The sequence below is a fragment of the Vibrio sp. 10N.247.311.47 genome (genome assembly GCF_041467535.1).
Lineage (GTDB): Bacteria > Pseudomonadota > Gammaproteobacteria > Enterobacterales > Vibrionaceae > Vibrio > Vibrio crassostreae_C.
In genome coordinates, this window is record NZ_JBFSUR010000005.1 from 112310 (window position 1) to 134076 (window position 21767).

Consider the following 21767-nt stretch of genomic DNA (forward strand, 5'->3'; position numbering starts at 1 on the left):
TAGTCTATTTGTTACGACGAGCTTCAACAGCGTCTGCCAGCTGGCGAAGTACTGTTTCAGTGTCTTCCCAACCAATACACGCATCAGTAACAGATTGGCCGTACGTTGCAGCTTTGCCCTCAACCAGGTCTTGGCGACCTTCAACAAGATGAGATTCAATCATCACACCAAAGATAGCTTTGTCGCCACCAGAAATTTGTGCGCTTACGTCATCAGATACGTTCATTTGACGCTTAAACTGCTTAGAGCTGTTTGCGTGGCTGAAATCGATCATCACTTTTTGTGGAAGACCAGAAGCTGCTAGCTCTTCTTTAATCTTACCAACGTGTTCTGCGCTGTAATTTGGCTCTTTGCCACCACGTAGGATGATATGACAATCAGGGTTACCTGCTGTTTCAACGATAGCTGAGTGACCGTACTTAGTTACTGATAAGAAGTGGTGAGAAGCGCTAGCAGAGCGAATAGCATCTGTTGCAATCTTGATGTTGCCATCAGTACCATTCTTAAATCCAACTGGGCAAGATAGGCCAGAAGCCAGTTCGCGGTGAACTTGAGATTCTGTAGTACGTGCGCCGATTGCACCCCAGCTGATTAGGTCAGCAACGTATTGAGGCGTGATCATGTCTAGGAATTCGCTTGCCGTTGGCATGCCCATGTCAGTTAGGTCCAGCAGTAGCTTACGTCCTAGACGAAGGCCATCATTTAGCTTGAACGTATCGTTCATGTACGGGTCATTTATTAGACCTTTCCAACCAACAGTTGTACGTGGTTTTTCAAAGTAAACACGCATTACGATTTCAAGGTTATCACCAAGTTCGTCGCGCAACACTTTCAAACGTTTACCGTACTCAAGAGCAGCTTCTGTGTCATGAATAGAACATGGGCCGACAATAACAAGCAAGCGATCATCGCTCTCTTCTAAAATATTGTGGATCGCTTTGCGGCTTTCAAAGGTTGTAGAAGAAGCAACTTCTGTCGCTGGAAACTTTTCTAAAACAGCAACAGGGGGTAATAACTCTTTTACTTTGTTAATTCTTACATCATCAGTCTGGAACATTGCTTACTTCTTCCTTTTTTCTATCCTTGAGCTGAATGTACGTTGTCTCACGTCACTTTCTATCAGCACTAATCTTCTTGTTCCCTGTAACTTAACTAGTAAAAACTCTAGTTTCAATCACTAATTAAAAATAAACGCAATTTTTTTTGTGTTTTATATTTAAAACACCCTGTATACCATTATTTACACACTATCGATTGCGTATTTTATAGCAAGGTAAGAAGAGCCATTCTTCAAGCTACATCATGCATGTAAAATTGTGTCGAACTCAAAAACAAAAAAGCTCACGTGATCAGCGTGAGCTTTTATTTAATTACATTCTTTTCAATGGCTTGACGACACTATCAAGCCCTTCAATTTTCAGAGCAAGGCACAGTTTCAATAAATCGCCGAGTTCACCAGACGGGAATCCCTTTTTATCAAACCACAGCAAATATTCTTCAGGTAAGTCAATCAGTGTACGACCCGCGTACTTTCCAAATGGCATCTGCATTCGAGCCAACTTAATCAGGTTCTCTTTCTCTAGCATTATTCGGTCTTTACTATGCGTCATCTATGTTGTGTAGAGTATCACCTAAACGTTCAACCCAATAGTTGATCGCGTCTTTGGCATCATCCAGCGAATCAATCATGGTTGAAAAATCTTTGTTACCCGCTTCACGGTCGATGGCTGCAAACAGTGGTGTGCCCTCTTGAGCATCACTGACCAATAACTCTACACTCGCACTCCCAACATTGGTGTGCTCACCAGTCGTGACCTTAGATATGGTTGACATCGCAAGGCCAAACGGCAGAACGCTGCTCGTTACAGCTAAGAGCGGATTGGGCGTTTCAACGTTACTCAGAGCGATACTCAAGCGGAGCGTTTTTCCTGTCGGTTCATCGACAATCGTTTTATGAGGCGATATTTTATCTTCCAAGCGCGCAACCATGTGCTCAGTGAGTTCCTGAATCTCTTCCTGATCCAACGAACCTTCTTCTGCTAAAACAAAAATTTGGTCGATCACTACAGAATCGTAGTCATCTAACTTGGATTTCAAACGCTGCGCGTCACGTAGCCCAACCCTTGCCCAAACCAAGTCGACGCCTCCGTCAGGCCCAGCCTGAAAATCTTCGTAGCTGGTAAATTTAGTAGCGGTTCTAATTGGGCCGCCTGCACAACCAAGCAAGAAAATGCTGGTTGCAACAAGCAAAAGGACTTTTAAAGGGTTCATAACGCACTTAGTCAAAATTAAGGAATCTAATTAAGTATGACATACCCTATGTGAAAAGGTTGTAGAAAAAGGGGGTTAAAAATCAGAGCTAACTCTAAAATTAATCATGTTGAACAGTGTGTGCGTACTCTACAATTACCTGATTTCCTTCAATATAAGCATTTTGGATCTCACCATCAACACTCATTCTACTTTTCAGGTAGACCACTTTAGGCCCCGATTCATTGACCTCTTTTAGCGAGGGGAATACATTCCTTGGTTCCAAATGAAGTAAACGACAAAAATGACTAATGAAAGACATGGTTAATGGCGTCTCCCCTCTTAGCACTCTTGAGAAATCAAGCTGGTTCATGCCTAGCTTTTTTGAAAACTCCATCTGCGTAATTCGCATTCTCGATTTTTGTGACATCCACGTTTGATACAACGCGTCTCTGTCTAGTTCTGTGAATTCCATACTGGCTCCTTTATATAATTCATACCAATCAATTGTCCGGTTTTTCATACATGGCGTGTCAGGGTTCGGTTAGTGGAAACCAAAGGTTTGGTTTTGATATGTGCACAATTGTTGTACAGAGCGAAGCGAAACAACCCAAAGTCATTCACTAAAACGATTAGATCAAATGCTTTCTTTATTTATATCAATAGTTTATACGTTAACGAACTAAACATATAGCAAGTTAATTTGTATCAAGAATTAAAAGTTCGAGATTGGCATTCCACATTTCAATCGATTGATTCGCATTTATAAAACTGGTTGGCTACATTTCGATTGCTCAAACGCACTTCTGGCAAACTATTTGAAAGAATAGGACGCAAAGCCACCGGTCTGTCGACAAATATTCTGTCTATGATAGCGGGGCCGCCACTTAATAGAATTTAAGTGTAAATGCATGCCGGGGTGTTCTCTTTTTTGTCGGCCAAATACAGTAAGGACAAATAATGAAACAACTCCAAAAAAAATCACTCATCGCGCTATCGCTTCTTAGCGTAAGCGGTGCAAGCTTCGGTCACGGTTATGTCTCGGCATACAACAATGGCGTAGCTGAGAGCCGTGTTGCCCTATGTAAGTTCCCTGCGAGTGATACGCAAGAGAAAAACACCAACTGTGGTGGTATCCAATACGAACCACAAAGTGTAGAAGGCCCTGAAGGCTTCCCAGAAGTTGGCCCTGCTGATGGGAAAATCGCCAGTGCGCAATCTTCTTTAGCAGCAGCACTAGACGAACAAAAGGCAGACCGCTGGGTTAAACGCCCTATCAAGTCTGGTTCTCAATACTTCGAGTGGACATTCACAGCTAACCACAAGACTCGCGATTGGAAATATTACATTACTCAACCCGACTGGAATCCAAACCAGCCGTTGGCTCGCAGCTCTTTTGACTTAACGCCATTCTGTGTTGTTGAAGGCAATATGGAACAGCCACCGATGCAAGTCAGTCACTTGTGTAATGTCCCAGAGCGTGAAGGTTATCAAGTGATCCTTGCCGTATGGGATGTAGGTGACACTGCAGCGGCTTTCTACAACGTTATCGACGTGAAATTTGATGGTGACGGCCCTATCATTCCTGATTGGGATCAAGGTGGTCAAATCAACCCGACACAAGACCTGAATGTTGGTGACGCTGTTTATACGCGTGTATTCGACCAGTCTGGTGAGAACGCTTCATACAGCACTGAGCTTGTGATTGAAACTTCTGAACAAGGCAAAGCCAATAACTGGTCTTACGCGCTTGCTTCTAAGATCAACCAAGAGCAGACGCAAATCAAAGCAGGTCAATTGAATGACCAAGGCGATTTCGCACCCGTTTACGGCACGAATCCTGTTTATCTAAAAGCAGGCTCTGGCTTTAACAGTGTCGAAATCGGCTACAAGATTGATACTCCAGAACCCGAGCATGATCTTGAAGTCTCGGGCTTAGAATCAGAGTACATTATCGATGAGAGCCAACCTACTCAGCTTGATCTTACGTTAACGGCAACAGGCGATATCCAAGCTGAGCTTACCGTGTACAACCATCACCGTGAAGCACTTGCCTCTCAGAAATCGGATCTAACAGACGGACAAGTTGAAGATATTCAACTGACTCTTTCTAAGTCTGAAGCTGGTCACCACATGCTTGTGGTTGTGACGAAAGATGACCAAGGTAACTTAGTTGATCAGAACACGCTTGATTTCCACCTAATGGACGAGCAAACACCGCCACCAGCAGGCGACTACGACTTCGTGTTCCCAGAAAGCATTGAGTCTTACACAGCAGGAACAAAGGTTCTAAGCAGCGATGGTGGCGTTTATCAGTGTAAAGAGTTCCCATACTCTGGCTACTGTGTTCAATGGGCTCCAACAGCAACTCAGTACGAACCAGGTGTCGGTTCACACTGGCAAAGTGCTTGGAACAAAGTGGACTAAGTACTCGCTAGATACTTACTTTGTATTAGGTGAGTTTTAGTGATCAACCAAACAAAAACGGATGCCCAGAGCATCCGTTTTCTTGTTCATTAAAAGTAGAAACGCCAGTTGTCAAAGTAGATAGTGGTCTGCCAACAGAGCCACAAACAAGATCATGAGATGATAGATGGAGAACTTAAAGGTCTTCATGGCCATATTGGGTTCATCACGATATTTCAGTACCCAAGCGTGATAAACAAACCCGCCGTTGAGCACCAATGAAGCGCTCAGATATATCCAGCTGCTCATGCCAACCAATACAGGCAATATACACACGATGCTAAGCAAAAAGGTATACAGAAGAATAGACGTCTTGGTGTATTCGATTCCGTGAGTCACAGGCAACATGGGGATGTTCACTTTGGCATACTCATCACGACGATGAATTGCCAACGCCCAGAAATGAGGAGGCGTCCAAATAAAGATGATCATCACCAACAACCAAGCATTTGAATGCAGCTCGTTGGTGACTGCCGTCCAGCCCAATAACGGTGGCATTGCGCCAGCTATCCCTGCAATTACGATGTTCTGTGGCGTCGCTCGCTTCAAGTACATGGTATAGATGACCGCATAGCCCAATAAACTTGCAAAGGTTAGCCAAGCCGTGAGTTGATTGACCCACACCACTAACGTAGCGAACCCAAATAAGCCGATACCTGCTGCAAAGCTAAACACACGCACACTACTCAGCTCACCGGATGGTAAAGGGCGTCGATTTGTTCGAGTCATCTGGCCGTCGATCTTTTTATCGATCAAATGGTTAAACGCAGCCGCTGAACCTGCCATTAACCCTATCCCAATCATTCCGAACAAAGTTTGTTGCAAAGGCAATCCATTCGGCACGGCCAAACACATCCCAACCAATGCTGTCAGCAACATCAAAGCCACCACTTTAGGCTTAGTCAGCGTTAAATAAACTTTCCAAGTGGCTTTGTTTTTTTCAGCCTTTTCGTTACTTAAAGTTATGTCATTATTGGCTGTTATCTTATGAGTTAAGGCTGCGTCTTGAGCCACCACTTCATACTGTGTTGACGTTCTACTGACCATGATTACCTCCTTGTAATACACTGTTCTTCACCAAGCTCTCACTCGGTTTGCGTTGCCACACCACAAAATTGGTTACAACCATGCTGATGAGCAACATTACTGCGACTAGGTTATGCAAAACCGCAACTGAGATTGGCAGGTGAAACCATACATTACTGATCCCAAGGCTGATTTGAGTAAACAACACTATTGCGACAATCATGCTCAGCTTTTGGTGAGGCACTTGGCCAAACTTCCATAACTGGTACACGACCATCAGCACCGTTAATGTCGCCACAATAGCCCCGAACCTGTGCATGACATGTATGGTAAGCCTCGCGGGATACTCCAACACACCAAACTCATAGTTATCGTGTCCGTGTTGAGCAAAATCGAACGCATTTTTGAAATCGAGGTAGCTCATCCAGTTACCTTCACAAATAGGCAATTGGGTACACACCAAAGCGGCATAGTTTGACGATGTCCAACCACCAAGCAGTATCTGCCCAACCACAATGAGTAACCCAAACAACGCCCAAAATTTAAGTGTTGGAGAATAAGAAGCCTCACCAAAACGGCTTTGGAATTGAGACAAACGGCAGTAGAGCAGACACAACAGTGACAGCAACGTGAACCCCCCCATCAAATGCGCCATAACCACAACGGGCATCAACTTAAGAGTCACCGTCCACATTCCAAGCAAAGCCTGAAAAATCACAGTGGCAGAGATAAGTAATGGAAGACCAACTGGTGTGATGTTCTTTTTAATACACCAAGCTACAACGACAAAGATAAGCAACCCTAATGTTCCTGCAAAGTAGCGATGGATCATCTCTATCCACGCTTTGTCTGCTTCAAGAGCTCGCTCTGGAAATTGCAGATTGGCTTGACTCACCGCTTGGGCATCAGACGGAACGGTGATCTTACCGTAACAACCCGGCCAGTCAGGACAGCCAAGGCCAGCATCAGACAGGCGTGTATAAGCTCCGAGAACAATCACGGTAAGGGTTAACAAGATAGTTAATCTCATCACAAGCATCAGTAAATCAGGGGCTTTATTCTGCATCACTTATCTCCCTATACTTATTCCCTTTCGCTGCTTAAGCTCAAGCATTTGCGCCATCAACTACCCAACTCGTGACAGCTTAAGTAGCTTTCTTAAATCATGAATCATACCTTTGGATTGCCCGACTAACTGCGACGGTTCCGACACGCTTTTGTACTCCATAACCAACTGTCCTAGCGGGTCAATAATGACAATGGAAGCCGGCGAAAACTCGGTGCTTAACTGATCACCACCAGCTAACAAAGATAAATCAGGCTTGTTGAGCGAACCCGACAACGAGTTACCTTCTGAGACGAAAACAACGGCGGTCACTCGCTCTTTGTTTTTCCCTAACGCTAAGTAGCTTTGATTCAAATAATGAAGCTGTTGTTCACACAAGCTTTCGCACTCCATCGGTGCGATATACCCCACAACCCAACCCTCTCCTGCCATGGGTACCGTTACGCCAAAATCCGCTAGTGTAATTCTTGGTTCTACCAATTCGCCTGAGTTAGTGACACCTGACGTATACCAATTCTGATCCAACACAGTTTTGGCGATAATGGCTGGCAAAGCGAAAATTAAAACGAGTCCGATTAATACCAAGCGTCCTTTAGTACGACGGCTTCTGAGCTCAGCCATGTTTGCCTCGGTAATTTCCCTGTTCACTTGTGCTTGAGATTTATCCATCCTTATTCCTCGTGATAGGTGTTGCTTTTAGGTACCGATAGCCAATCAACAACATCAAAAACAAAAGTACCGCAGCCATAACAAACCATTGAAATGAGTAACCAAAATGCTTCTCAGACCTCATCGCCGTTGGACGCCATAACATTTCATAGGGCCATGAATCTAAACTCTGAGGTTGGAAGACAAAGGGCAGCACTTCTTGTCCTGTATACTGTGATAACGCTGCTATGTTTAGGTTTTGGATTCTATTCGGTGTCGTATTTTCTAAACCCAACTCATGACTTAAAGGATTAATTGAGCGTGTATACAAGCGCCCTGACATTTTGGTTGGTACAGTGATACTTCCTAATTGCGGTAGTTCTCTTCTGTCATTACTTGCCGGAACAAACCCAAGATCGATCAATAACTGCTTTTCGTGTAAAAGCTGGTTGCCTTGCTCTTTAGATTGAACCTCACCCAACATGTAAATCACATACCCCACCGTTCCTTGGTTAATCTGATTGTCTAACAAGACCACCAAACCACTTGGTATTTCCAATTCAACATCAACCTTCAAACCATTTAAAAACTGCTGTTCAGATGTACCTTGGGCTTGTGTACGCGAGCCCTTCCATTCAGAGATAACCGTGTCCAATGACCTAAACGATTGCTGCGCTCTTTCTGATAGTTGCTGTTCATAACGTAATTTCTCGTTACCACGATCGAGTTGCCATAAACCTAACTTGATTAAAGCGCCGACTGAAACCACAGTTAAAACAACCGCTATCCAAAAACCTTTACTGCGGAACTTGTGTTCATCATCAATCAATCGGTTTGGAGTTATCACTATGGCGTCATCTACCTTTGTTCTGTTATTTAAAGTCGTATTGGTCGCTTTGCTGTTTTTTATCGCTTTCAATTTGATGAAAGGCCTAATCCAAATCGCCTCAGGTAAACACAATGGAAAAAGACTCAGTTACTTCTTGGGTCGTCGTGTCATGTGGTCAGCCGTTGTCGTGCTACTATTATTACTTGCTTTGGGATCAGGAGTGATAACTCCCAACCCTCGCCCCTATTAATCCCCTATAGGCTCAATCGTTAAAGTACATAAACAAACACAAACAGGCCCAACCAAACCACATCAACAAAGTGCCAATACCAACTGCCCGCTTGGAACGCAAAGTGGTCTTTCGGAGTGAAGTGGTCTTTCGCAACCCTTGCCAGCAACACAATCAAAAAGATCGTCCCTAAACAGACATGTAAGCCATGAAACCCAGTAAGCAAAAAGAAGGTATTACCGTAGATGCCAGACTGAAGTGTCAGCCCCATCTCTTGATAAGCGTGAAGATACTCTTCAACTTGGAAGAACAGGAAGAAGCCAGCCAGAACAATGGTTATCTCCAACCACACGATCAAAGCCATACGCTTATTTTGTTCAAGACTGATATGTGCCATGTGCAGCGTCACAGAGGAAAGCAGCAGAATAATGGTGTTCTTAAGCGGGATACCTTGCCAAGGCATGGCTTGTGTCGTTACGCCATCAGGGGTCGTCGTTAGTGGCCAAATTGATTGGAACATCGGCCACAATACTTCATGGGTCATTTCATTATTGCCCGCACCACCAATCCAAGGCACAGAAATCATTCGAGCATAGAAAAGCGCGCCAAAGAAAGCGCCAAAGAACATGATTTCGGAAAAGATGAACCAACTCATTCCTTGTCTAAAAGAACGAGAAATCTGCTCAGAATAGAGACCACTCAATGATTCTGTGATCACATTGCTAAACCAACCTGCGAGCATGTAAAGCAGCACAGCAAACCCGACTAACAACACCGCTTTGCCAAACACACCACCTGCGGCGTCGGTACCCATGTTTTGCACCGTCAAGCCAGCGCCAACCGCGACCAAAAACAGTGCTACAGCACCCACCAATGGCCAGTGGCTTTGATGTGGAACGAAATACACTTCCTTTTTAGAACTCATCGCTCAACTCCTTATGTTGATACTGGTTCTGTAAATTCCTAGTTACTTGCGAGTACGTTAGGCTCAGATTTATTGGCCGCAGCACCCACCTCATTCGTGATATTGAATAATGTGTAAGAGAGCGTCAGCGTATGTATCGATTCTGGAATATCTGGCTCAATGTAAAATATCAAACCCATTTCTGCGCTCTTGTGCCCGTCCAATGGCTGCTGATTAAAGCAAAAGCATTCCATCTTATTGAAGTAGGTTGCCCCCATACCTGGAGAAACCGACGGTACGGCTTGGCCAACCAATGAGGCTCCAGAAAGGTTTTTGGCAATGTAGTTAGTTTGAACCACCTCACCAGGATGAACCTCTAACACTCGAACTTCAGGCGAAAACTGCCATGGCATATCTGGCTTGATGTGGGACATGAATTCGACTCGAACCGTACGAGAGTAGTCTGGCTGCATTCCCTGAGGTTGCACCGCTGAAACAGTATTAGTTTTGCCATTGATGCCTAAGGCCTCACACATGACATCGTAGAGCGGCACCAAAGCGAAACCGAAGCAAAACATCGCAACCACGCTCAACACCAAGTAGCCCGTCAGCTTTTTGGTCGATCGCTTATTAGACAGGCGCTTAGGTTGTTTTTTATCTTGATTGGGATCGCTTTGCTTATCACTCATGGTTCTGCCCTCTAATCCACTTTCGGCGGATGGGTAAAGGTGTGGTGAGGCGCAGGGCTTGGTACTGTCCATTCAAGACCTTCAGCTCTATCCCAAGGCTTACTTGGCGCAGGCTCTCCCCCTCTTACGCACTTAATCGCTAGCCATAAGAAAATTAGCTGAGACAACCCAAACGCAAAACCACCAATCGACACGACTTGGTTAACGTCAGCAAACTGAATCGCATAATCAGGAATACGACGCGGCATACCCGCTAACCCTAAAAAGTGCATCGGGAAAAACAGTACATTGACTGAAATTACCGACGTCCAGAAATGCCACAGGCTGAGCTTGTGGTCGTACATATGCCCAGTCCACTTAGGCAGCCAATAATAGGCGGCAGCCATAATCGAGAACACGGCACCGGTTACCAGAACATAATGGAAGTGAGCCACAACAAAATAAGTATCGTGATATTGGAAATCAGCTGGCACGATAGCGAGCATCAATCCAGATAACCCACCAATCGTAAACAGAACAATAAAGGCAATCGCAAACAGCATTGGGGTTTCAAAGGTCAAAGCCCCCCGCCACATGGTCGCTACCCAGTTGAAGACTTTCACACCGGTCGGCACCGCTATCAACATGGTGCAATACATGAAGAACAGTTCGGCAAATACTGGCATACCCGTGGTGAACATGTGGTGTGCCCAAACCAAGAATGACAACAGTGCGATACTACAGGTCGCATAAACCATCGAGTGATAACCAAACAGGCGCTTACCACTGAATGCAGGGATGATGGCTGAGACAATACCAAAAGATGGCAAGATCATGATGTACACTTCGGGGTGCCCAAAGAACCAGAATATGTGCTGGAACATCACCGGGTCCCCACCACCAGCGGCATCAAAGAAGCTAGTCCCAAAATATTTGTCAGTCAGTACCATAGTCACAGCCCCCGCGAGAACGGGCATCACGGCTATCAGCAAGAAAGCGGTAATTAACCATGTCCATACGAACATCGGTAGCTTGAACCAAGTCATACCCGGAGCGCGCATGTTCACTATGGTTACGATGACGTTAATCGCCCCCATGATCGAACTGATCCCCATAATATGAACTGAGAATACGAATAGCGCGGTACTGTCTGGGCCATAAGTTGTCGAGAGTGGCGCGTAGAAGGTCCAACCAAAACTCGGGCCGCCCCCCTCTGTAAACAAAGATCCGATCAAGATTAGAAACGCAAAAGGCAAGATCCAGAAACTGAGGTTGTTCATTCTCGGCAGCGCCATATCTGGTGCACCGATCATCATCGGAATCATCCAGTTAGCCAAACCCGTAAATGCAGGCATTACGGCACCGAATACCATGATTAAACCATGGACTGTAGTCATCTGATTGAAGAAATCTGGCTCAACGAGTTGCAAACCCGGTTGGAACAGCTCCGCACGGATCACCATCGCCATTGCGCCGCCCGTTAAGAACATCGCAAAGCTGAACCACAGATAAAGTGTACCAATGTCTTTATGATTGGTTGAGTAAAGCCAACGCGCCCAACCTTTAGGTGCCGCATGTGAGTCGTGATCGTCAACCGGCAAATCATCATTGCCCAGCGTACCTTCCGCAGAATGGCTCAGAACTTGGTCTTCTGCAGGAGCCGATTTCACCGGCTTATTGATTGGTGAACTCATAACTGATCCTTAGCATCATTTTGTGCATCATCCGTTGAGCTTTCAGAACTGCCTTCTTGCTTCGCCTTATAAGCGTTGATATCTGAGGCCTGAACAATATCGCCGGTATCATTACCCCAAGCGTTTCGTTGATAAGTTACTACCGCTGCGATCTCTTTCTCGGTTAACTGATTATCGAATGCTTGCATCGCCGTACCGCCACGACCATAAACAATTGTGTCGATATGAACATCCACATCACCAAGGGCAATAGGACTTCCTTTGATGGCAGGGAATGCTCCAGGAATGCCCTCACCGTTTGCTTGGTGACAAACCGCACATCGAGTTTTGTAAACCTCTTCACCGATGGTATTCAACTCCGCCAAGGAAAGTGACGCACCTAATGCATCTTTTGCGGCTTGTTGTTCGGCTATCGCTAACTCTTTCTGCTCCGCTAGCCATGCGTCAAACTCATCTTCTTCCATGGCATGCACCACGATCGGCATGAAACCATGGGCACGACCACACAACTCTGCACACTGCCCTCGGTAAACACCAGGCTCATCTATCTTAGTCCAAGCCTCATTAATAAAGCCCGGAATGGTATCTTTCTTAACGGCGAATGCTGGCACCCACCATGAGTGAATCACATCATCGGAAGTCATCAAGAAACGGACTTTACGGTCAACAGGCAGTACCAGCGGCTTATCAACTTCTAGCAGGTAATGCGCGCCTTTCACTTCGAGGCCTTCAATCTCTTTGTCACTGGTCGCTAGAAGGCTGAAAAATTCGACGTCTTCACCAAAATAGCTGTAATGCCATTTCCATTGTGACCCGGTGATTTTAACGGTCAGATCTGATTGGGAGGTATCTTCCATCGCTATTAAGGTTTTGGTGGCGGGTATCGCCATAGCGATGAGAATGATGATAGGGATGATGGTCCAAAGAATTTCGACTTTCGTGCTTTCGTGAAAATGGGCAGCAACTGCGCCCTTCGATTTCCTGTGCCTCAAAATCGAATAAAACATCACACCAAAAACAACAAAGGCAATCGCACAACAGATGTAGAAGATCAGCATATGAAGTTCATACACCTTACCACTGATCTCAGTGACGCCTTGAGTCATGTTGTAATCACTGCTAGCGTGCACTAAAGGCGATACTAAAAGCACAACAAAACTCTTCAAAAGCCACGCTAGCCTAACCAGTAATCTTTTCAAAAGATCTCTCCTTGTCCTTCCTAATTGGATACTTGCGACCTAAATGTCGTTGCGAACTGGACAACATTCATTGTTATTCCGGCTACACATGAAAAGGCTGAATCTCAATCTACAACTCACATGGAACTAGCCTGTGAACGGGCTACTGACCTCACATAAACCCAAGAACTAATACGGTTCAAAAGCGTTGGAGGTTTCCATGAAAGATTCAAAAACGGCGAATTTGTTAAATTTTGTTATATTTATGTAAAAGGCTAGTTAGTGATATCCAATTATTCAAGGTAAGTTTACTTACTAAACAGTCAATTATTTGAAGTGGCTTAATCTACGTGCCCTCTTGCCGTTGGACTTTATTTTATATCGAGTTTTACGATTGCTTTCATGGAAATGAGAATTAATATCACTTAAATTAAATCAACGGTAAGTCATACAGACATTAATAGGTTTAGTGATTATGCAAGATGCAATGAATTGGTTAGCGAGAGACCCAGATCCAAGAACTCGTGAAGAACTTCAACACCTCATCGATGAGGGAATGCACGACGAACTTGAAGACCGCTTTACTCAACGATTAGAGTTCGGAACGGCAGGACTTAGAGGCAAAGTTGGATGCGGCCCAAATCGAATTAACCGTTTAGTCATACAGGAAACAGCAACCGGGCTCGGCCACTACTTAATCGAACATGTCGCTAATGCGACCATTCGCGGTGTGGTCGTCGGTTATGACGGCCGTTTAGATTCAAAGCAGTTCGCGATTGATACCGCTTCCGTACTCACGGCTTTAGGCATTAAGGTTTATCTAACCTCGAACGTCGCGGCGACCCCTATCGTTGCCTTTGGTATTGAGCACTTCAACGCCGCAGCTGCCGTTGTGGTGACGGCCAGCCACAACCCACCGGAATACAATGGTTTCAAAGTGTACTGGGAGAATGGCGCTCAAATCATTCCTCCTCACGATGCGGGTATTGCCGCTGAAATCGATATCGCATCGACCAAGCCGCTCCCTTTAATGAGCCTAAGTGACGCTGAGACGCAAGGTAAGTTGGTGTGGTTAACTGAAGGCTATTATCAAACGTACCGCGCTGCGATCAATCAGAGCCCATACGTGAGTGACGAGATCGAATCGGCGAACACCACCATCACCTATACCGCAATGCATGGTGTCGGCGCACAAATGGCCGAGGATCTACTTCACGATTCTGGTTTCCATAAGGTGTTCAGCGTCGCCGAGCAAAGAGAGCCCGATGGTAACTTCCCGACCGTCAACTTCCCGAATCCGGAAGAAAAAGGCGCGATGGATCTGGTGGTTAACCTAGCCAAAAGTGTCGATGCCGACATTGCTTGTGCCAACGATCCAGATGGAGACCGATTTGCGGTTGCAGTGAGAACAGATGATGGCTCTTACAAAATGCTAACAGGTGACCAAGTCGGCGTGCTATTCGCTCATTATCTACTCTCAAAGCCGCATACCAAAAACCAATTAGTTGGTAACAGTATCGTATCTTCAACCTTACTTGAAAAAGTGGCTCAATCTCATGGTGCGACTTATTTCCAAACGCTGACAGGTTTTAAATGGTTGGCGAATATTGGCATGCAATTAGAAGATGATCAGAACGAGTTCTTGTTTGCCTATGAAGAAGCGCTAGGCTACACAATTGGTACTCAAGTACGGGACAAGGATGGGCTGTCTGCCATCGTTGTTTTCGCTCAACTGGTTGAAGAGCTCAAATCTCAAGGTCGAACGGTCTGGGATCTTCTTGCTCAGATATCGTTGGAACATGGTGTACACACCAACGCACAACGCAGTATTGCGCTTGACCCGGATTCACCATCGATTGGTTCTAGGCTCCGCTCGGCACAGCCTAAAGCAATCAACGGTGTCGCTATCTCTGTAATTGAAGATTTGCAGTCTTCTTTACGCTTCGTCATTGGAGGCAATACTGAAGCCATTAACCTGCCTGCAAGTGACGTACTCATCTATCACCTCGAGGATGGTTCACGCATTATCGTAAGACCTTCCGGTACTGAGCCAAAAGTTAAGATCTACTATGAGACGGTGACAAAATTTGAAGGGACAGAAACCTACGAAGACACTCGCCTGCGCGGTGAGAAGTACATGGAGAAACTGATTGAACAACACCAACAAGAGTTGAATTCATAGCGATTTAGCGCGTTCAACATGTAACGGTTAAATATAAAAAATGGACGCTCGTAGCGTCCATTTTTGTCTCAGCGGCTAACCACGAGAAGATGTCTGATTTGATTCGTCTACGAAGTAAAGAAAGAAGACAACATCCAGATAGCTAACACGATGAAAACTCCGCCCATGACTTTCTGTTGATAGGTACGAAACTTCGCGTTTTCTACGAGAGATTTACCAATCGTACCCACTAACGCCACCAGCAAAAAGTTAAACGTTAAGCCGAGAACATTCAGTAATAAACCCAGAACAAGCATCTGCTGACCGGAAGTCGCTTCAATATTCGTCGACACAAACTGAGGCAGAAACATCACAAAGAAAACCAACGCTTTAGGATTAAGCAGGTTACTGATTAGCGCTCTTTGATAGTAGGCTTTTGCTGCAAAGTTATCGCTTAACTCAGGCGCGTTACCCTGCTCTGTTCGCAGGCAGTCCCATCCCATCTTCAACAAGTACGCGCCGCCTAACAAATGTAGAGCTTTAAGCGCTATTGGGCTCATTGCGATCAACGCTGATACACCCATAGCCGCTAATACTGTCAGAATGATTCCAGAAGTCGCATTACCTAGGCTTGCAAACACGCCGACCTTACGGCCATAGCTCATGCTTGAACTCGCAATCAGTAACATATCAGGGCCAGGTAAAAGGAGAAGTGCAACAACGGCAGTCAGGTAAACAGGTAGGATGGTTAAATCGATCATGGGTTTCAGTATTGATAAAAACGGAGGCGGATTTTATATCAATTACCAACACCCTTCCAGATGCAATTGGTTGTAGGATGGTAAAATATTCGAATTAAATACCATCAAAGAACAATAAAGCAAATTTATTAACCAAATAGAAAAGACTACTTAACTTGCTACCCACTCGATCTCAATCAATGTCGTATCGCCACACTTTAGGCGACCAAGGAAAATATCACCTCGATGCACTTCACCAACACCTTTTGGGGTACCTGTCATTACAACATCGCCATCAAGCAAAGTCGTGTAAGAAGAGAGCTCTTCTAGGATAGTTTGTGGAGAATACAGCATCTGCTCAACGTGACCCTTTTGAACGCGGACACAGTTAATAAATAATTCTAGGTTTAAGTCAGAGAGATCAAAATTATCAACGGGAGCAAAGCGACTAAAGACAGCGGAACCATCAAAGGCTTTGGCACGCTCCCAAGGTAAGCCTTTCGCTTTTAAGCTACTTTGCAACTCACGCTTGGTGAGGTCTAACCCTAAGCCCACGGCTGAGTATTGGCCATTTTCAACGATAAAGCAGATTTCAGCTTCATAGTGCAGTGCTTCTTGATGAAACGAAGAAAGAGAGGAAGTCACGCTGGTGCTTGGCTTATTGAAAACCACCATAGAGTCAGGGATCGCATTGTTAAGTTCTTCAATGTGATCGACATAGTTACGCCCAACACACAGTACTTTTGTTGGGGTTGCTGTTCGTTTCGAATTCATCAATTGTTTCTGATCTACAACGCTGCTCATAGTTTATCCCTGAACTATTTTTAGAGAGCAGAGTTTAGCGCATCATAAAATGAGAGTCTTCGACAAGATGATTACCGATCTCTAAATTCTGATCTTGAGCTCAATTCATTGATTTGAATACTTTTAGGTAAATATCGGTGTATATCTCGACCTACCCTCCAGAAATAGAGTCATCGGCTTACATCAATTAGAGAAAATGAAACTAAAGTAGGCAGTTAAATTTGAAGAGCATTAAAACGAAAGAAGCCCTCTCAAACCAAAGGCTTGAGAGGGCTTAGCATGGTGTCTAGGACAGTATCCTAAAAGGTAAACTTAAGGAGTCAACACTATGCTAAATAAGTCTGCGACTTATAGGTAGTAACGAGCACCAAGTAGCCACTGGTCATCAGCTTTTTCTTTGTACACGCCAGAACCTTGTAGGTCGAACTGGTAACCAGCAAAGCCTACGAACTGAGATGTGAAGTTGTATTCAGCTTGTAGAGCTGAAGTGCTGTATACAGTTTCGCTGTTCTTGTCGTCTTCTACCGCTTCGTAGTTAACGCTTAAGTTCAGACTGTTAGAAAGTGCGTAAGAAGCAAGTAATTCAACTGCAACTGTCTCTTCTAAAGCAACACCAGAGCTTGAGTTCATGTAGTTATTCATAGCATAAACACCAGCTAAGAATAGACCTTCAGAACCGTAAGAACCGTAAGTAGCACTCACTACGTTAGAATCAGCAGTTTTAGAACCACCGCCAATGTTACCAAATGTAACGTCACCAGTGTTGTATGCGTAGTTTGCTGTGAAATCAGCAATTGCGTAGTTCAATGCAATTTGAGCACGGTTACCGTATTTGTTTGTGTTTGTATCTGAAACTTTATCAGTCTTGCGGCCTTGCCATGCAACACCTACGTTTAGAGAACCAGCGTTACCAAAATCGATAGCATTGCCGTAACTCACCATCTCTTCGCCACGACCAGTACCTAGGTTACCGTGATCGTCGTAGATGAAGTCATTCGCGAATGCGATTGGCATATCTGCAACACCAGCAACGTTGTAGTATGGCGCCCATTGAGTACCAACAACACCACGACCGAAGTCTTCATGAGTTAGACCAATGTAGCCAAGACGAGTTGTGAATGACTCGTCGCCGCCGTCAAGCATGTTTAGCGCCCATTCGCCTTTAGCATCAGCTGTAAAGCCATTACCAAGATCGTGAGTTGCGCCGAAGTTGATACGTGGAGAAACTGACTCAACACCGATATCGTCTTCGCTGATACGGTCATCGCTGTTTACGTCACCAACTGCAACTGATACGTGACCACCAACAGAGAATGTTGTGCCGTCTTCGTTGTAAAGTTCTACAGCAACTGCCTGTGTACCAAATACTGCACCAGAAATTGCTAGCGCTAAAAGTTTCTTATTCATTGTCATATCCATTATGTAACTGGGTGAGTTATTCACTAACAACCTCGTGCTTACGGAGAAGTTGTTACCTGTATTTAACAAGTAGCCAAACCCTAATATACGAATGATAATAAAGTTGCATTAAAATATATAAAATAAAAAAAATCGCACTATAAAAAACAAAAATCCCTTCTAAAACAAATAAATAACACAGTAATCACTGGGAGCTCTTTTCATTCTTTGAGATAATTACTTTGATTATTTTTGATTTTATAATCACCAAAAAAGCATTAAAAATCTAAACCCAAGGTAACTCATCAGACCATCGAGAGGCTCGCCTTTGCCTTTGAAACATTTTGTAACACGTAGAGCTCAGCTGAAATATTTAGCTTTGGGAAACAAATCCCAATATGAGCTAGGAAAAATCGTTCAATAGAAAGTTCATTAGAGAAAAACAAAAAAAGGGCAACCAATCAGCGACTGGTTGCCCTTCATAACTCATCATTGAACTCTTATTTGAAGCAAACCTCAGCCCAACGAGCTAAACCTGCAGTTACTGAACCGAAGTAATTACCACTCACAATCGGTACATTCGGCACAGCTTGTTGTACGGCTTCACGAAGTATCGGTGAACGAGCGGAACCACCCGTCATGTAGATTACGTCTGGCTTTTTCTGGCCTTGTTGAATCGCTTCTTTAACCAACTCAATCATCTTAGACTTTGGTGTTTCAATCGCTTCAACCATCTGTTCGACTGAGATATCTACCTCGACCAGTTCAGAGGCAACATTAATCGCAGCACGATATTGAGGGGATTCTGCCAGCGCAATCTTGGCCTCTTCCGCTCTACGCACAATACCGTAGCCCAAGGTGTCGTGATAAACCTTCATCAAACGTTCTAGCTTTTGAGGCTCTGACGCTTCTTTGCGAAGTAGTTTTAATGCCGCTAGGTTTTCTCTTGAATAGAAATTCTTTTGAGCTTCAACATTATTAGTCGCAATTGGATTCCAGAATTGCGTCAATGGCATATCGATACCCGAAATACCTTTGCTACCCATACCAAAAGGTGACATCAGTTGTTTGAACGCAAGATAGATATCGAGGTCATTCCCCCCTACCCTTTGTCCACTGTGTGCGAGCAAACTCTGGGTACGATCCGCTTTACCCGACCACGTTGGTCCCATTTCTAATAATGAGCAATCGGTGGTACCACCGCCAATATCAACAACCAATACTGTTTGGTTTTCAGTTAATGTGCTTTCGTAATCAAGGCCTGCGGCTACGGGCTCAAATTGAAAAGCGATATCAAGGAAACCGGCACGCTTAGCTGCGCGAGACAGTATGTCTTCAGCTTGTCTGTTCGCCTCTTCACCACCTCGACCGTGGAAGTTAATTGGTCGGCCGATAACAGCTTGCTTGATCTGCTCTTGAGTCGTGAGTTCGGCTTGATTCTTGATATTTGCCATCATGGCGCACACTAAATCTTCGAAAAAGCTCACCTGCACATCATGCAGTCCACTCGCGCCAAGGAAAGATTTAGGGGACTTAACATAATAAACATCGCGAGGGTCTTCTAAATATAAGTCCAACGCAGCCTGACCAAATGCCATGTCTTCTGGCACTAAGTCGATACTCTCTTCTCTGTTCAGCGCAATCGCACGTCGTAGTACTTGCTCACCGATCGCATCACTCGGCTTGATATTCAAGTGGCGGAATAGATGTTCAGAAACACTCTCACGAGTAGGCGCAAACACGGTTGAGGGAATATAGTGGTTGTTACCTTCTAGCGGTAACAGGCTTGGCTCTCCATTAACCATCGCCGCGACAGAACAGTTCGCTGTTCCATAATCAAATCCAATAAACATAATATCCCCCCACTCAACAAAAGGGGCGAGATGCTACATGAAAAGCCTAAAAATTACGAGGTCATTTCTAAATTTAACTGAGTAATTTCTTAGCTTAACGGCTCTTAATAGGCAAACAAATATGCTACATTTCAGCCCAAATGAATCACAGGTTAGATAAATGAAAACACCTTGCCGAGCGGCTTGTAAAAATAATGGCGGAATGTGCAGTGGCTGCTTTCGAACAATGGATGAAATTATAGGCTGGAAAAGCTTATCTGAAGAAGAGCAAACGTCGGTTATGGATAATCTTACTGGTGTTAGTTCGACTCACCAATGTCCGCAGTGTAATGAGCCAGCTCAATGCGATATCAGTGCGGGTAAAGAGACGTGTTGGTGTTTTGAACTAGAAAAGCGTGATACTAGCGATATTCCAAAGGCTGGAGTATGTCTGTGCCGTAAATGCTTGTCTGAACTGCCTATTCAGTAGTTTAGAGCCCATTTAGTAAGTTACTGGATAGCAAGTTACTAGCCAGTTCAACATAGACAAAAAAAGCGAGAGGTTGTTTTCTCGCTTCAAAATACTGAGATTAAATTTCGACCTAATCGTTACCTGGTTAGTGTCTACTTCACTTTTGCAACCAGCGCAGGCTGAGAAAACTGGATACCATTCCAGCCATGAACCATAAAGTTACGAATATTTTGATGGTCGCTGTTCTCAGGAAAACCTAGCACGTCGTTACGATAAAATTGACCAAAACAAGCAAGTGTTTGCTCTGCTGATAGGCCTTGCTCTAAACCAAAAGCAAAAATCTTACACGAACCATTATTCTGCCCTGCAGCGTTCACTACCTCACCATTGCGAAATTCGCGCTCAGAAAAATCATAGTGAGCTTCGATCACTTGCATTGTATCTTCAAATTGCACGGCCTCTGGGGTTTCAGCCAGAGTATTCAATAAGGTTTCCAGTTCCATTTACTATTTCTCCATCAAGTATATATCTGTCAGCAGTGTATCTTGTTTTACGACAAGAGTAAGCCGTTGTTTACTTGAGATAGCGATTCACTTTTTTGTTGTACGCTGCTAATTACTTCAATGAAACTAATGACATAGTTTTATCAGGGCGTTATATTATTTTATCAAACGATTAACATTGTTCAGTAACGAATATGCATAAAGATAAAAACTTAGAACTGTTCAGATACCTAAAGCCAGGTACAAAAACAGCAGGTGTATTGGAATTTGGCCCAGACGACTCAATCCAGATCAGTACACTTTATATCGGACACAAAGAAGATCAGTACCTCATCCTAGAGCTTACGCAAAAAGCGACAGAAGCACTGACGCTGAGAAAGCTCACAAACGTTGATATTATTGTTCGTGCGATTACCGACACCGAACTTGGGCACATTGTCGCGTTCAAAACCAATGTACTGGCTCATATCACCTCTCCAGCACATCTAATCTTCCTTCGCCCACCCTCAAACTTTGCAACCAAGCCTATTCGTGAACACGAAAGGTATAAAGTACGTCTCAGCTGTGAAGTCACTTTTGATACCTTGTCGCTGGATGCCACACTAGTCGACTTTTCAGCGTCAGGGTGCGGTATCTATCTTACCCAGCAATCAGATATTGATGTCGGCTGGAAGATAAAAGTCAATTCTGACTTAAATGAGTACTTAGATGACGATCTTGTCTACAAGGTGGTAAGTAAGAAAAGGCAAAGACAAGGCCGGTTGCTAGGTATCCAATTCCCTGAACACCTAGATATGAGTGATGAGTTGAAAACGCTGCTATTGGAACAAGCCTTTGTCGCTGGCTCGATATAAAGGCAGAAAATTAGTTACTTCTCTTCAACAGACTCCATTAAAGTG

Annotated in this window: 22 protein-coding genes and 1 riboswitch; of the genes, 5 read left to right on the forward strand and 17 right to left on the reverse strand. The window is 44.5% G+C overall.

What is annotated here, in order from left to right:
* Positions 1 to 4: 4 nt before the first annotated feature.
* The 4 genes from aroG to AB6E51_RS05285 all read right to left on the reverse strand — a co-directional run bounded on the left by aroG (position 5) and on the right by AB6E51_RS05285 (position 2725).
* Positions 5 to 1057: a 3-deoxy-7-phosphoheptulonate synthase AroG gene (gene aroG, locus AB6E51_RS05270; RefSeq protein WP_017061746.1), complete on the reverse strand. Its 1053-nt coding sequence runs from the start codon at positions 1055 to 1057 to the stop codon at positions 5 to 7.
* A 313-nt stretch (positions 1058 to 1370) separates the two neighbouring features.
* Complete coding sequence (locus AB6E51_RS05275; protein ID WP_004730103.1) at positions 1371 to 1586, reverse strand: DUF3820 family protein; 216 nt, start codon at positions 1584 to 1586, stop codon at positions 1371 to 1373.
* A 13-nt stretch (positions 1587 to 1599) separates the two neighbouring features.
* Positions 1600 to 2271, reverse strand: a complete 672-nt coding sequence (locus AB6E51_RS05280; RefSeq protein WP_017068633.1) for a DUF3313 domain-containing protein — start codon at positions 2269 to 2271, stop codon at positions 1600 to 1602.
* A gap of 100 nt (positions 2272 to 2371) precedes the next feature.
* A complete protein-coding gene (locus AB6E51_RS05285) occupies positions 2372 to 2725 on the reverse strand; it encodes a hypothetical protein (RefSeq protein ID WP_017068634.1) in 354 nt (117 codons plus the stop codon).
* A gap of 323 nt (positions 2726 to 3048) precedes the next feature.
* A riboswitch (cyclic di-GMP riboswitch) is annotated at positions 3049 to 3138 on the forward strand.
* Between the two features lie 72 nt (positions 3139 to 3210).
* On the opposite strand from AB6E51_RS05285, the gene gbpA reads away from it, so the two are divergent.
* Complete coding sequence (gene gbpA / locus AB6E51_RS05290; protein ID WP_372058056.1) at positions 3211 to 4677, forward strand: N-acetylglucosamine-binding protein GbpA; 1467 nt, start codon at positions 3211 to 3213, stop codon at positions 4675 to 4677.
* A 111-nt stretch (positions 4678 to 4788) separates the two neighbouring features.
* On the opposite strand, the gene cyoE is transcribed toward gbpA, so the two are convergent.
* Genes cyoE through AB6E51_RS05310 form a run of 4 tightly spaced genes read right to left on the reverse strand, consistent with a single transcriptional unit; the run spans position 4789 to position 8303 of the window.
* Complete coding sequence (gene cyoE, locus AB6E51_RS05295; protein ID WP_017066082.1) at positions 4789 to 5763, reverse strand: heme o synthase; 975 nt, start codon at positions 5761 to 5763, stop codon at positions 4789 to 4791.
* The gene (locus AB6E51_RS05300; protein WP_136982410.1) at positions 5753 to 6808 is read right to left on the reverse strand and encodes a heme A synthase; all 1056 of its coding nucleotides are present in this window, start codon (positions 6806 to 6808) and stop codon (positions 5753 to 5755) included. The genes cyoE and AB6E51_RS05300 overlap by 11 nt, the downstream gene beginning before the upstream one ends.
* Positions 6809 to 6868: 60 nt before the next feature.
* Complete coding sequence (locus AB6E51_RS05305) at positions 6869 to 7477, reverse strand: hypothetical protein (RefSeq protein WP_017061753.1); 609 nt, start codon at positions 7475 to 7477, stop codon at positions 6869 to 6871.
* On the reverse strand, positions 7470 to 8303 hold the full coding sequence (locus AB6E51_RS05310) for an SURF1 family protein (RefSeq protein WP_367613547.1): 834 nt from the start codon (positions 8301 to 8303) through the stop codon (positions 7470 to 7472). Before AB6E51_RS05310 ends, AB6E51_RS05305 begins: the two co-directional genes overlap by 8 nt.
* A gap of 1 nt (position 8304) precedes the next feature.
* On the opposite strand from AB6E51_RS05310, the gene AB6E51_RS05315 reads away from it, so the two are divergent.
* Positions 8305 to 8535: a DUF2909 family protein gene (locus AB6E51_RS05315; protein ID WP_017066085.1), complete on the forward strand. Its 231-nt coding sequence runs from the start codon at positions 8305 to 8307 to the stop codon at positions 8533 to 8535.
* A 19-nt stretch (positions 8536 to 8554) separates the two neighbouring features.
* Here the strand turns inward: AB6E51_RS05315 and AB6E51_RS05320 are convergent, their stop codons facing one another.
* Genes AB6E51_RS05320 through coxB form a run of 4 tightly spaced genes read right to left on the reverse strand, consistent with a single transcriptional unit; the run spans position 8555 to position 12979 of the window.
* A complete protein-coding gene (locus tag AB6E51_RS05320) occupies positions 8555 to 9439 on the reverse strand; it encodes a cytochrome c oxidase subunit 3 (RefSeq protein WP_009845661.1) in 885 nt (294 codons plus the stop codon).
* 38 nt (positions 9440 to 9477) lie between these two features.
* Entirely contained in the window at positions 9478 to 10107 is a 630-nt protein-coding gene (locus AB6E51_RS05325) for a cytochrome c oxidase assembly protein (protein ID WP_017064839.1), read from the reverse strand.
* 11 nt (positions 10108 to 10118) lie between these two features.
* Positions 10119 to 11780: a cytochrome c oxidase subunit I gene (ctaD, locus tag AB6E51_RS05330; RefSeq protein ID WP_017088645.1), complete on the reverse strand. Its 1662-nt coding sequence runs from the start codon at positions 11778 to 11780 to the stop codon at positions 10119 to 10121.
* Positions 11777 to 12979 (reverse strand): cytochrome c oxidase subunit II, encoded by a 1203-nt coding sequence (coxB, locus tag AB6E51_RS05335; protein ID WP_102332015.1) that lies wholly within the window; start codon positions 12977 to 12979, stop codon positions 11777 to 11779. The genes ctaD and coxB overlap by 4 nt, the downstream gene beginning before the upstream one ends.
* A 454-nt stretch (positions 12980 to 13433) precedes the next feature.
* Between coxB and AB6E51_RS05340 the strand changes: the two genes are divergently transcribed.
* Positions 13434 to 15140 carry a phospho-sugar mutase gene (locus AB6E51_RS05340; protein WP_372058057.1) on the forward strand — a complete coding sequence of 569 codons (1707 nt, stop codon included), beginning with the start codon at positions 13434 to 13436 and terminating at the stop codon, positions 15138 to 15140.
* 107 nt (positions 15141 to 15247) lie between these two features.
* Here AB6E51_RS05340 and AB6E51_RS05345 read toward each other — a convergent pair whose 3' ends face one another.
* The 4 genes from AB6E51_RS05345 to yegD form a co-directional block, all read right to left on the reverse strand.
* On the reverse strand, positions 15248 to 15880 hold the full coding sequence (locus AB6E51_RS05345; RefSeq protein WP_017068640.1) for a LysE family translocator: 633 nt from the start codon (positions 15878 to 15880) through the stop codon (positions 15248 to 15250).
* Positions 15881 to 16030: 150 nt separating this feature from the next.
* On the reverse strand, positions 16031 to 16663 hold the full coding sequence (locus AB6E51_RS05350; protein ID WP_229648187.1) for a fumarylacetoacetate hydrolase family protein: 633 nt from the start codon (positions 16661 to 16663) through the stop codon (positions 16031 to 16033).
* A gap of 348 nt (positions 16664 to 17011) precedes the next feature.
* On the reverse strand, positions 17012 to 18070 hold the full coding sequence (locus tag AB6E51_RS05355; RefSeq protein WP_017066091.1) for a porin: 1059 nt from the start codon (positions 18068 to 18070) through the stop codon (positions 17012 to 17014).
* A 491-nt stretch (positions 18071 to 18561) separates the two neighbouring features.
* A complete protein-coding gene (yegD, locus tag AB6E51_RS05360) occupies positions 18562 to 19914 on the reverse strand; it encodes a molecular chaperone (RefSeq protein WP_372058058.1) in 1353 nt (450 codons plus the stop codon).
* Positions 19915 to 20074: 160 nt separating this feature from the next.
* Between yegD and AB6E51_RS05365 the strand changes: the two genes are divergently transcribed.
* On the forward strand, positions 20075 to 20383 hold the full coding sequence (locus AB6E51_RS05365; RefSeq protein WP_372058059.1) for a DUF1289 domain-containing protein: 309 nt from the start codon (positions 20075 to 20077) through the stop codon (positions 20381 to 20383).
* Positions 20384 to 20517: 134 nt separating this feature from the next.
* On the opposite strand, the gene AB6E51_RS05370 is transcribed toward AB6E51_RS05365, so the two are convergent.
* Entirely contained in the window at positions 20518 to 20868 is a 351-nt protein-coding gene (locus AB6E51_RS05370; RefSeq protein ID WP_017061764.1) for a HopJ type III effector protein, read from the reverse strand.
* 194 nt (positions 20869 to 21062) lie between these two features.
* Between AB6E51_RS05370 and AB6E51_RS05375 the strand changes: the two genes are divergently transcribed.
* Complete coding sequence (locus tag AB6E51_RS05375) at positions 21063 to 21722, forward strand: PilZ domain-containing protein (RefSeq protein ID WP_102332012.1); 660 nt, start codon at positions 21063 to 21065, stop codon at positions 21720 to 21722.
* Positions 21723 to 21767 lie beyond the last annotated feature (45 nt).

Excerpts from the sequence above, each read along its gene's own strand:
- AB6E51_RS05355 (WP_017066091.1), bottom strand. The coding sequence starts at position 18,070 with ATGAATAAGAAACTTTTAGCGCTAGCAATTTCTGGTGCAGTATTTGGT.
- ctaD (WP_017088645.1), bottom strand. The coding sequence starts at position 11,780 with ATGAGTTCACCAATCAATAAGCCGGTGAAATCGGCTCCTGCAGAAGAC.
- AB6E51_RS05305 (WP_017061753.1), bottom strand. The coding sequence starts at position 7,477 with ATGGATAAATCTCAAGCACAAGTGAACAGGGAAATTACCGAGGCAAAC.
- AB6E51_RS05325 (WP_017064839.1), bottom strand. The coding sequence starts at position 10,107 with ATGAGTGATAAGCAAAGCGATCCCAATCAAGATAAAAAACAACCTAAG.
- AB6E51_RS05370 (WP_017061764.1), bottom strand. The coding sequence starts at position 20,868 with ATGGAACTGGAAACCTTATTGAATACTCTGGCTGAAACCCCAGAGGCC.
- AB6E51_RS05340 (WP_372058057.1), top strand. The coding sequence starts at position 13,434 with ATGCAAGATGCAATGAATTGGTTAGCGAGAGACCCAGATCCAAGAACT.
- AB6E51_RS05320 (WP_009845661.1), bottom strand. The coding sequence starts at position 9,439 with ATGAGTTCTAAAAAGGAAGTGTATTTCGTTCCACATCAAAGCCACTGG.
- AB6E51_RS05285 (WP_017068634.1), bottom strand. The coding sequence starts at position 2,725 with ATGGAATTCACAGAACTAGACAGAGACGCGTTGTATCAAACGTGGATG.
- AB6E51_RS05375 (WP_102332012.1), top strand. The coding sequence starts at position 21,063 with ATGCATAAAGATAAAAACTTAGAACTGTTCAGATACCTAAAGCCAGGT.
- aroG (WP_017061746.1), bottom strand. The coding sequence starts at position 1,057 with ATGTTCCAGACTGATGATGTAAGAATTAACAAAGTAAAAGAGTTATTA.
- AB6E51_RS05315 (WP_017066085.1), top strand. The coding sequence starts at position 8,305 with ATGGCGTCATCTACCTTTGTTCTGTTATTTAAAGTCGTATTGGTCGCT.
- AB6E51_RS05365 (WP_372058059.1), top strand. The coding sequence starts at position 20,075 with ATGAAAACACCTTGCCGAGCGGCTTGTAAAAATAATGGCGGAATGTGC.
- AB6E51_RS05350 (WP_229648187.1), bottom strand. The coding sequence starts at position 16,663 with ATGAGCAGCGTTGTAGATCAGAAACAATTGATGAATTCGAAACGAACA.
- AB6E51_RS05280 (WP_017068633.1), bottom strand. The coding sequence starts at position 2,271 with ATGAACCCTTTAAAAGTCCTTTTGCTTGTTGCAACCAGCATTTTCTTG.
- yegD (WP_372058058.1), bottom strand. The coding sequence starts at position 19,914 with ATGTTTATTGGATTTGATTATGGAACAGCGAACTGTTCTGTCGCGGCG.
- cyoE (WP_017066082.1), bottom strand. The coding sequence starts at position 5,763 with ATGGTCAGTAGAACGTCAACACAGTATGAAGTGGTGGCTCAAGACGCA.
- gbpA (WP_372058056.1), top strand. The coding sequence starts at position 3,211 with ATGAAACAACTCCAAAAAAAATCACTCATCGCGCTATCGCTTCTTAGC.
- AB6E51_RS05300 (WP_136982410.1), bottom strand. The coding sequence starts at position 6,808 with ATGCAGAATAAAGCCCCTGATTTACTGATGCTTGTGATGAGATTAACT.
- AB6E51_RS05275 (WP_004730103.1), bottom strand. The coding sequence starts at position 1,586 with ATGCTAGAGAAAGAGAACCTGATTAAGTTGGCTCGAATGCAGATGCCA.
- AB6E51_RS05345 (WP_017068640.1), bottom strand. The coding sequence starts at position 15,880 with ATGATCGATTTAACCATCCTACCTGTTTACCTGACTGCCGTTGTTGCA.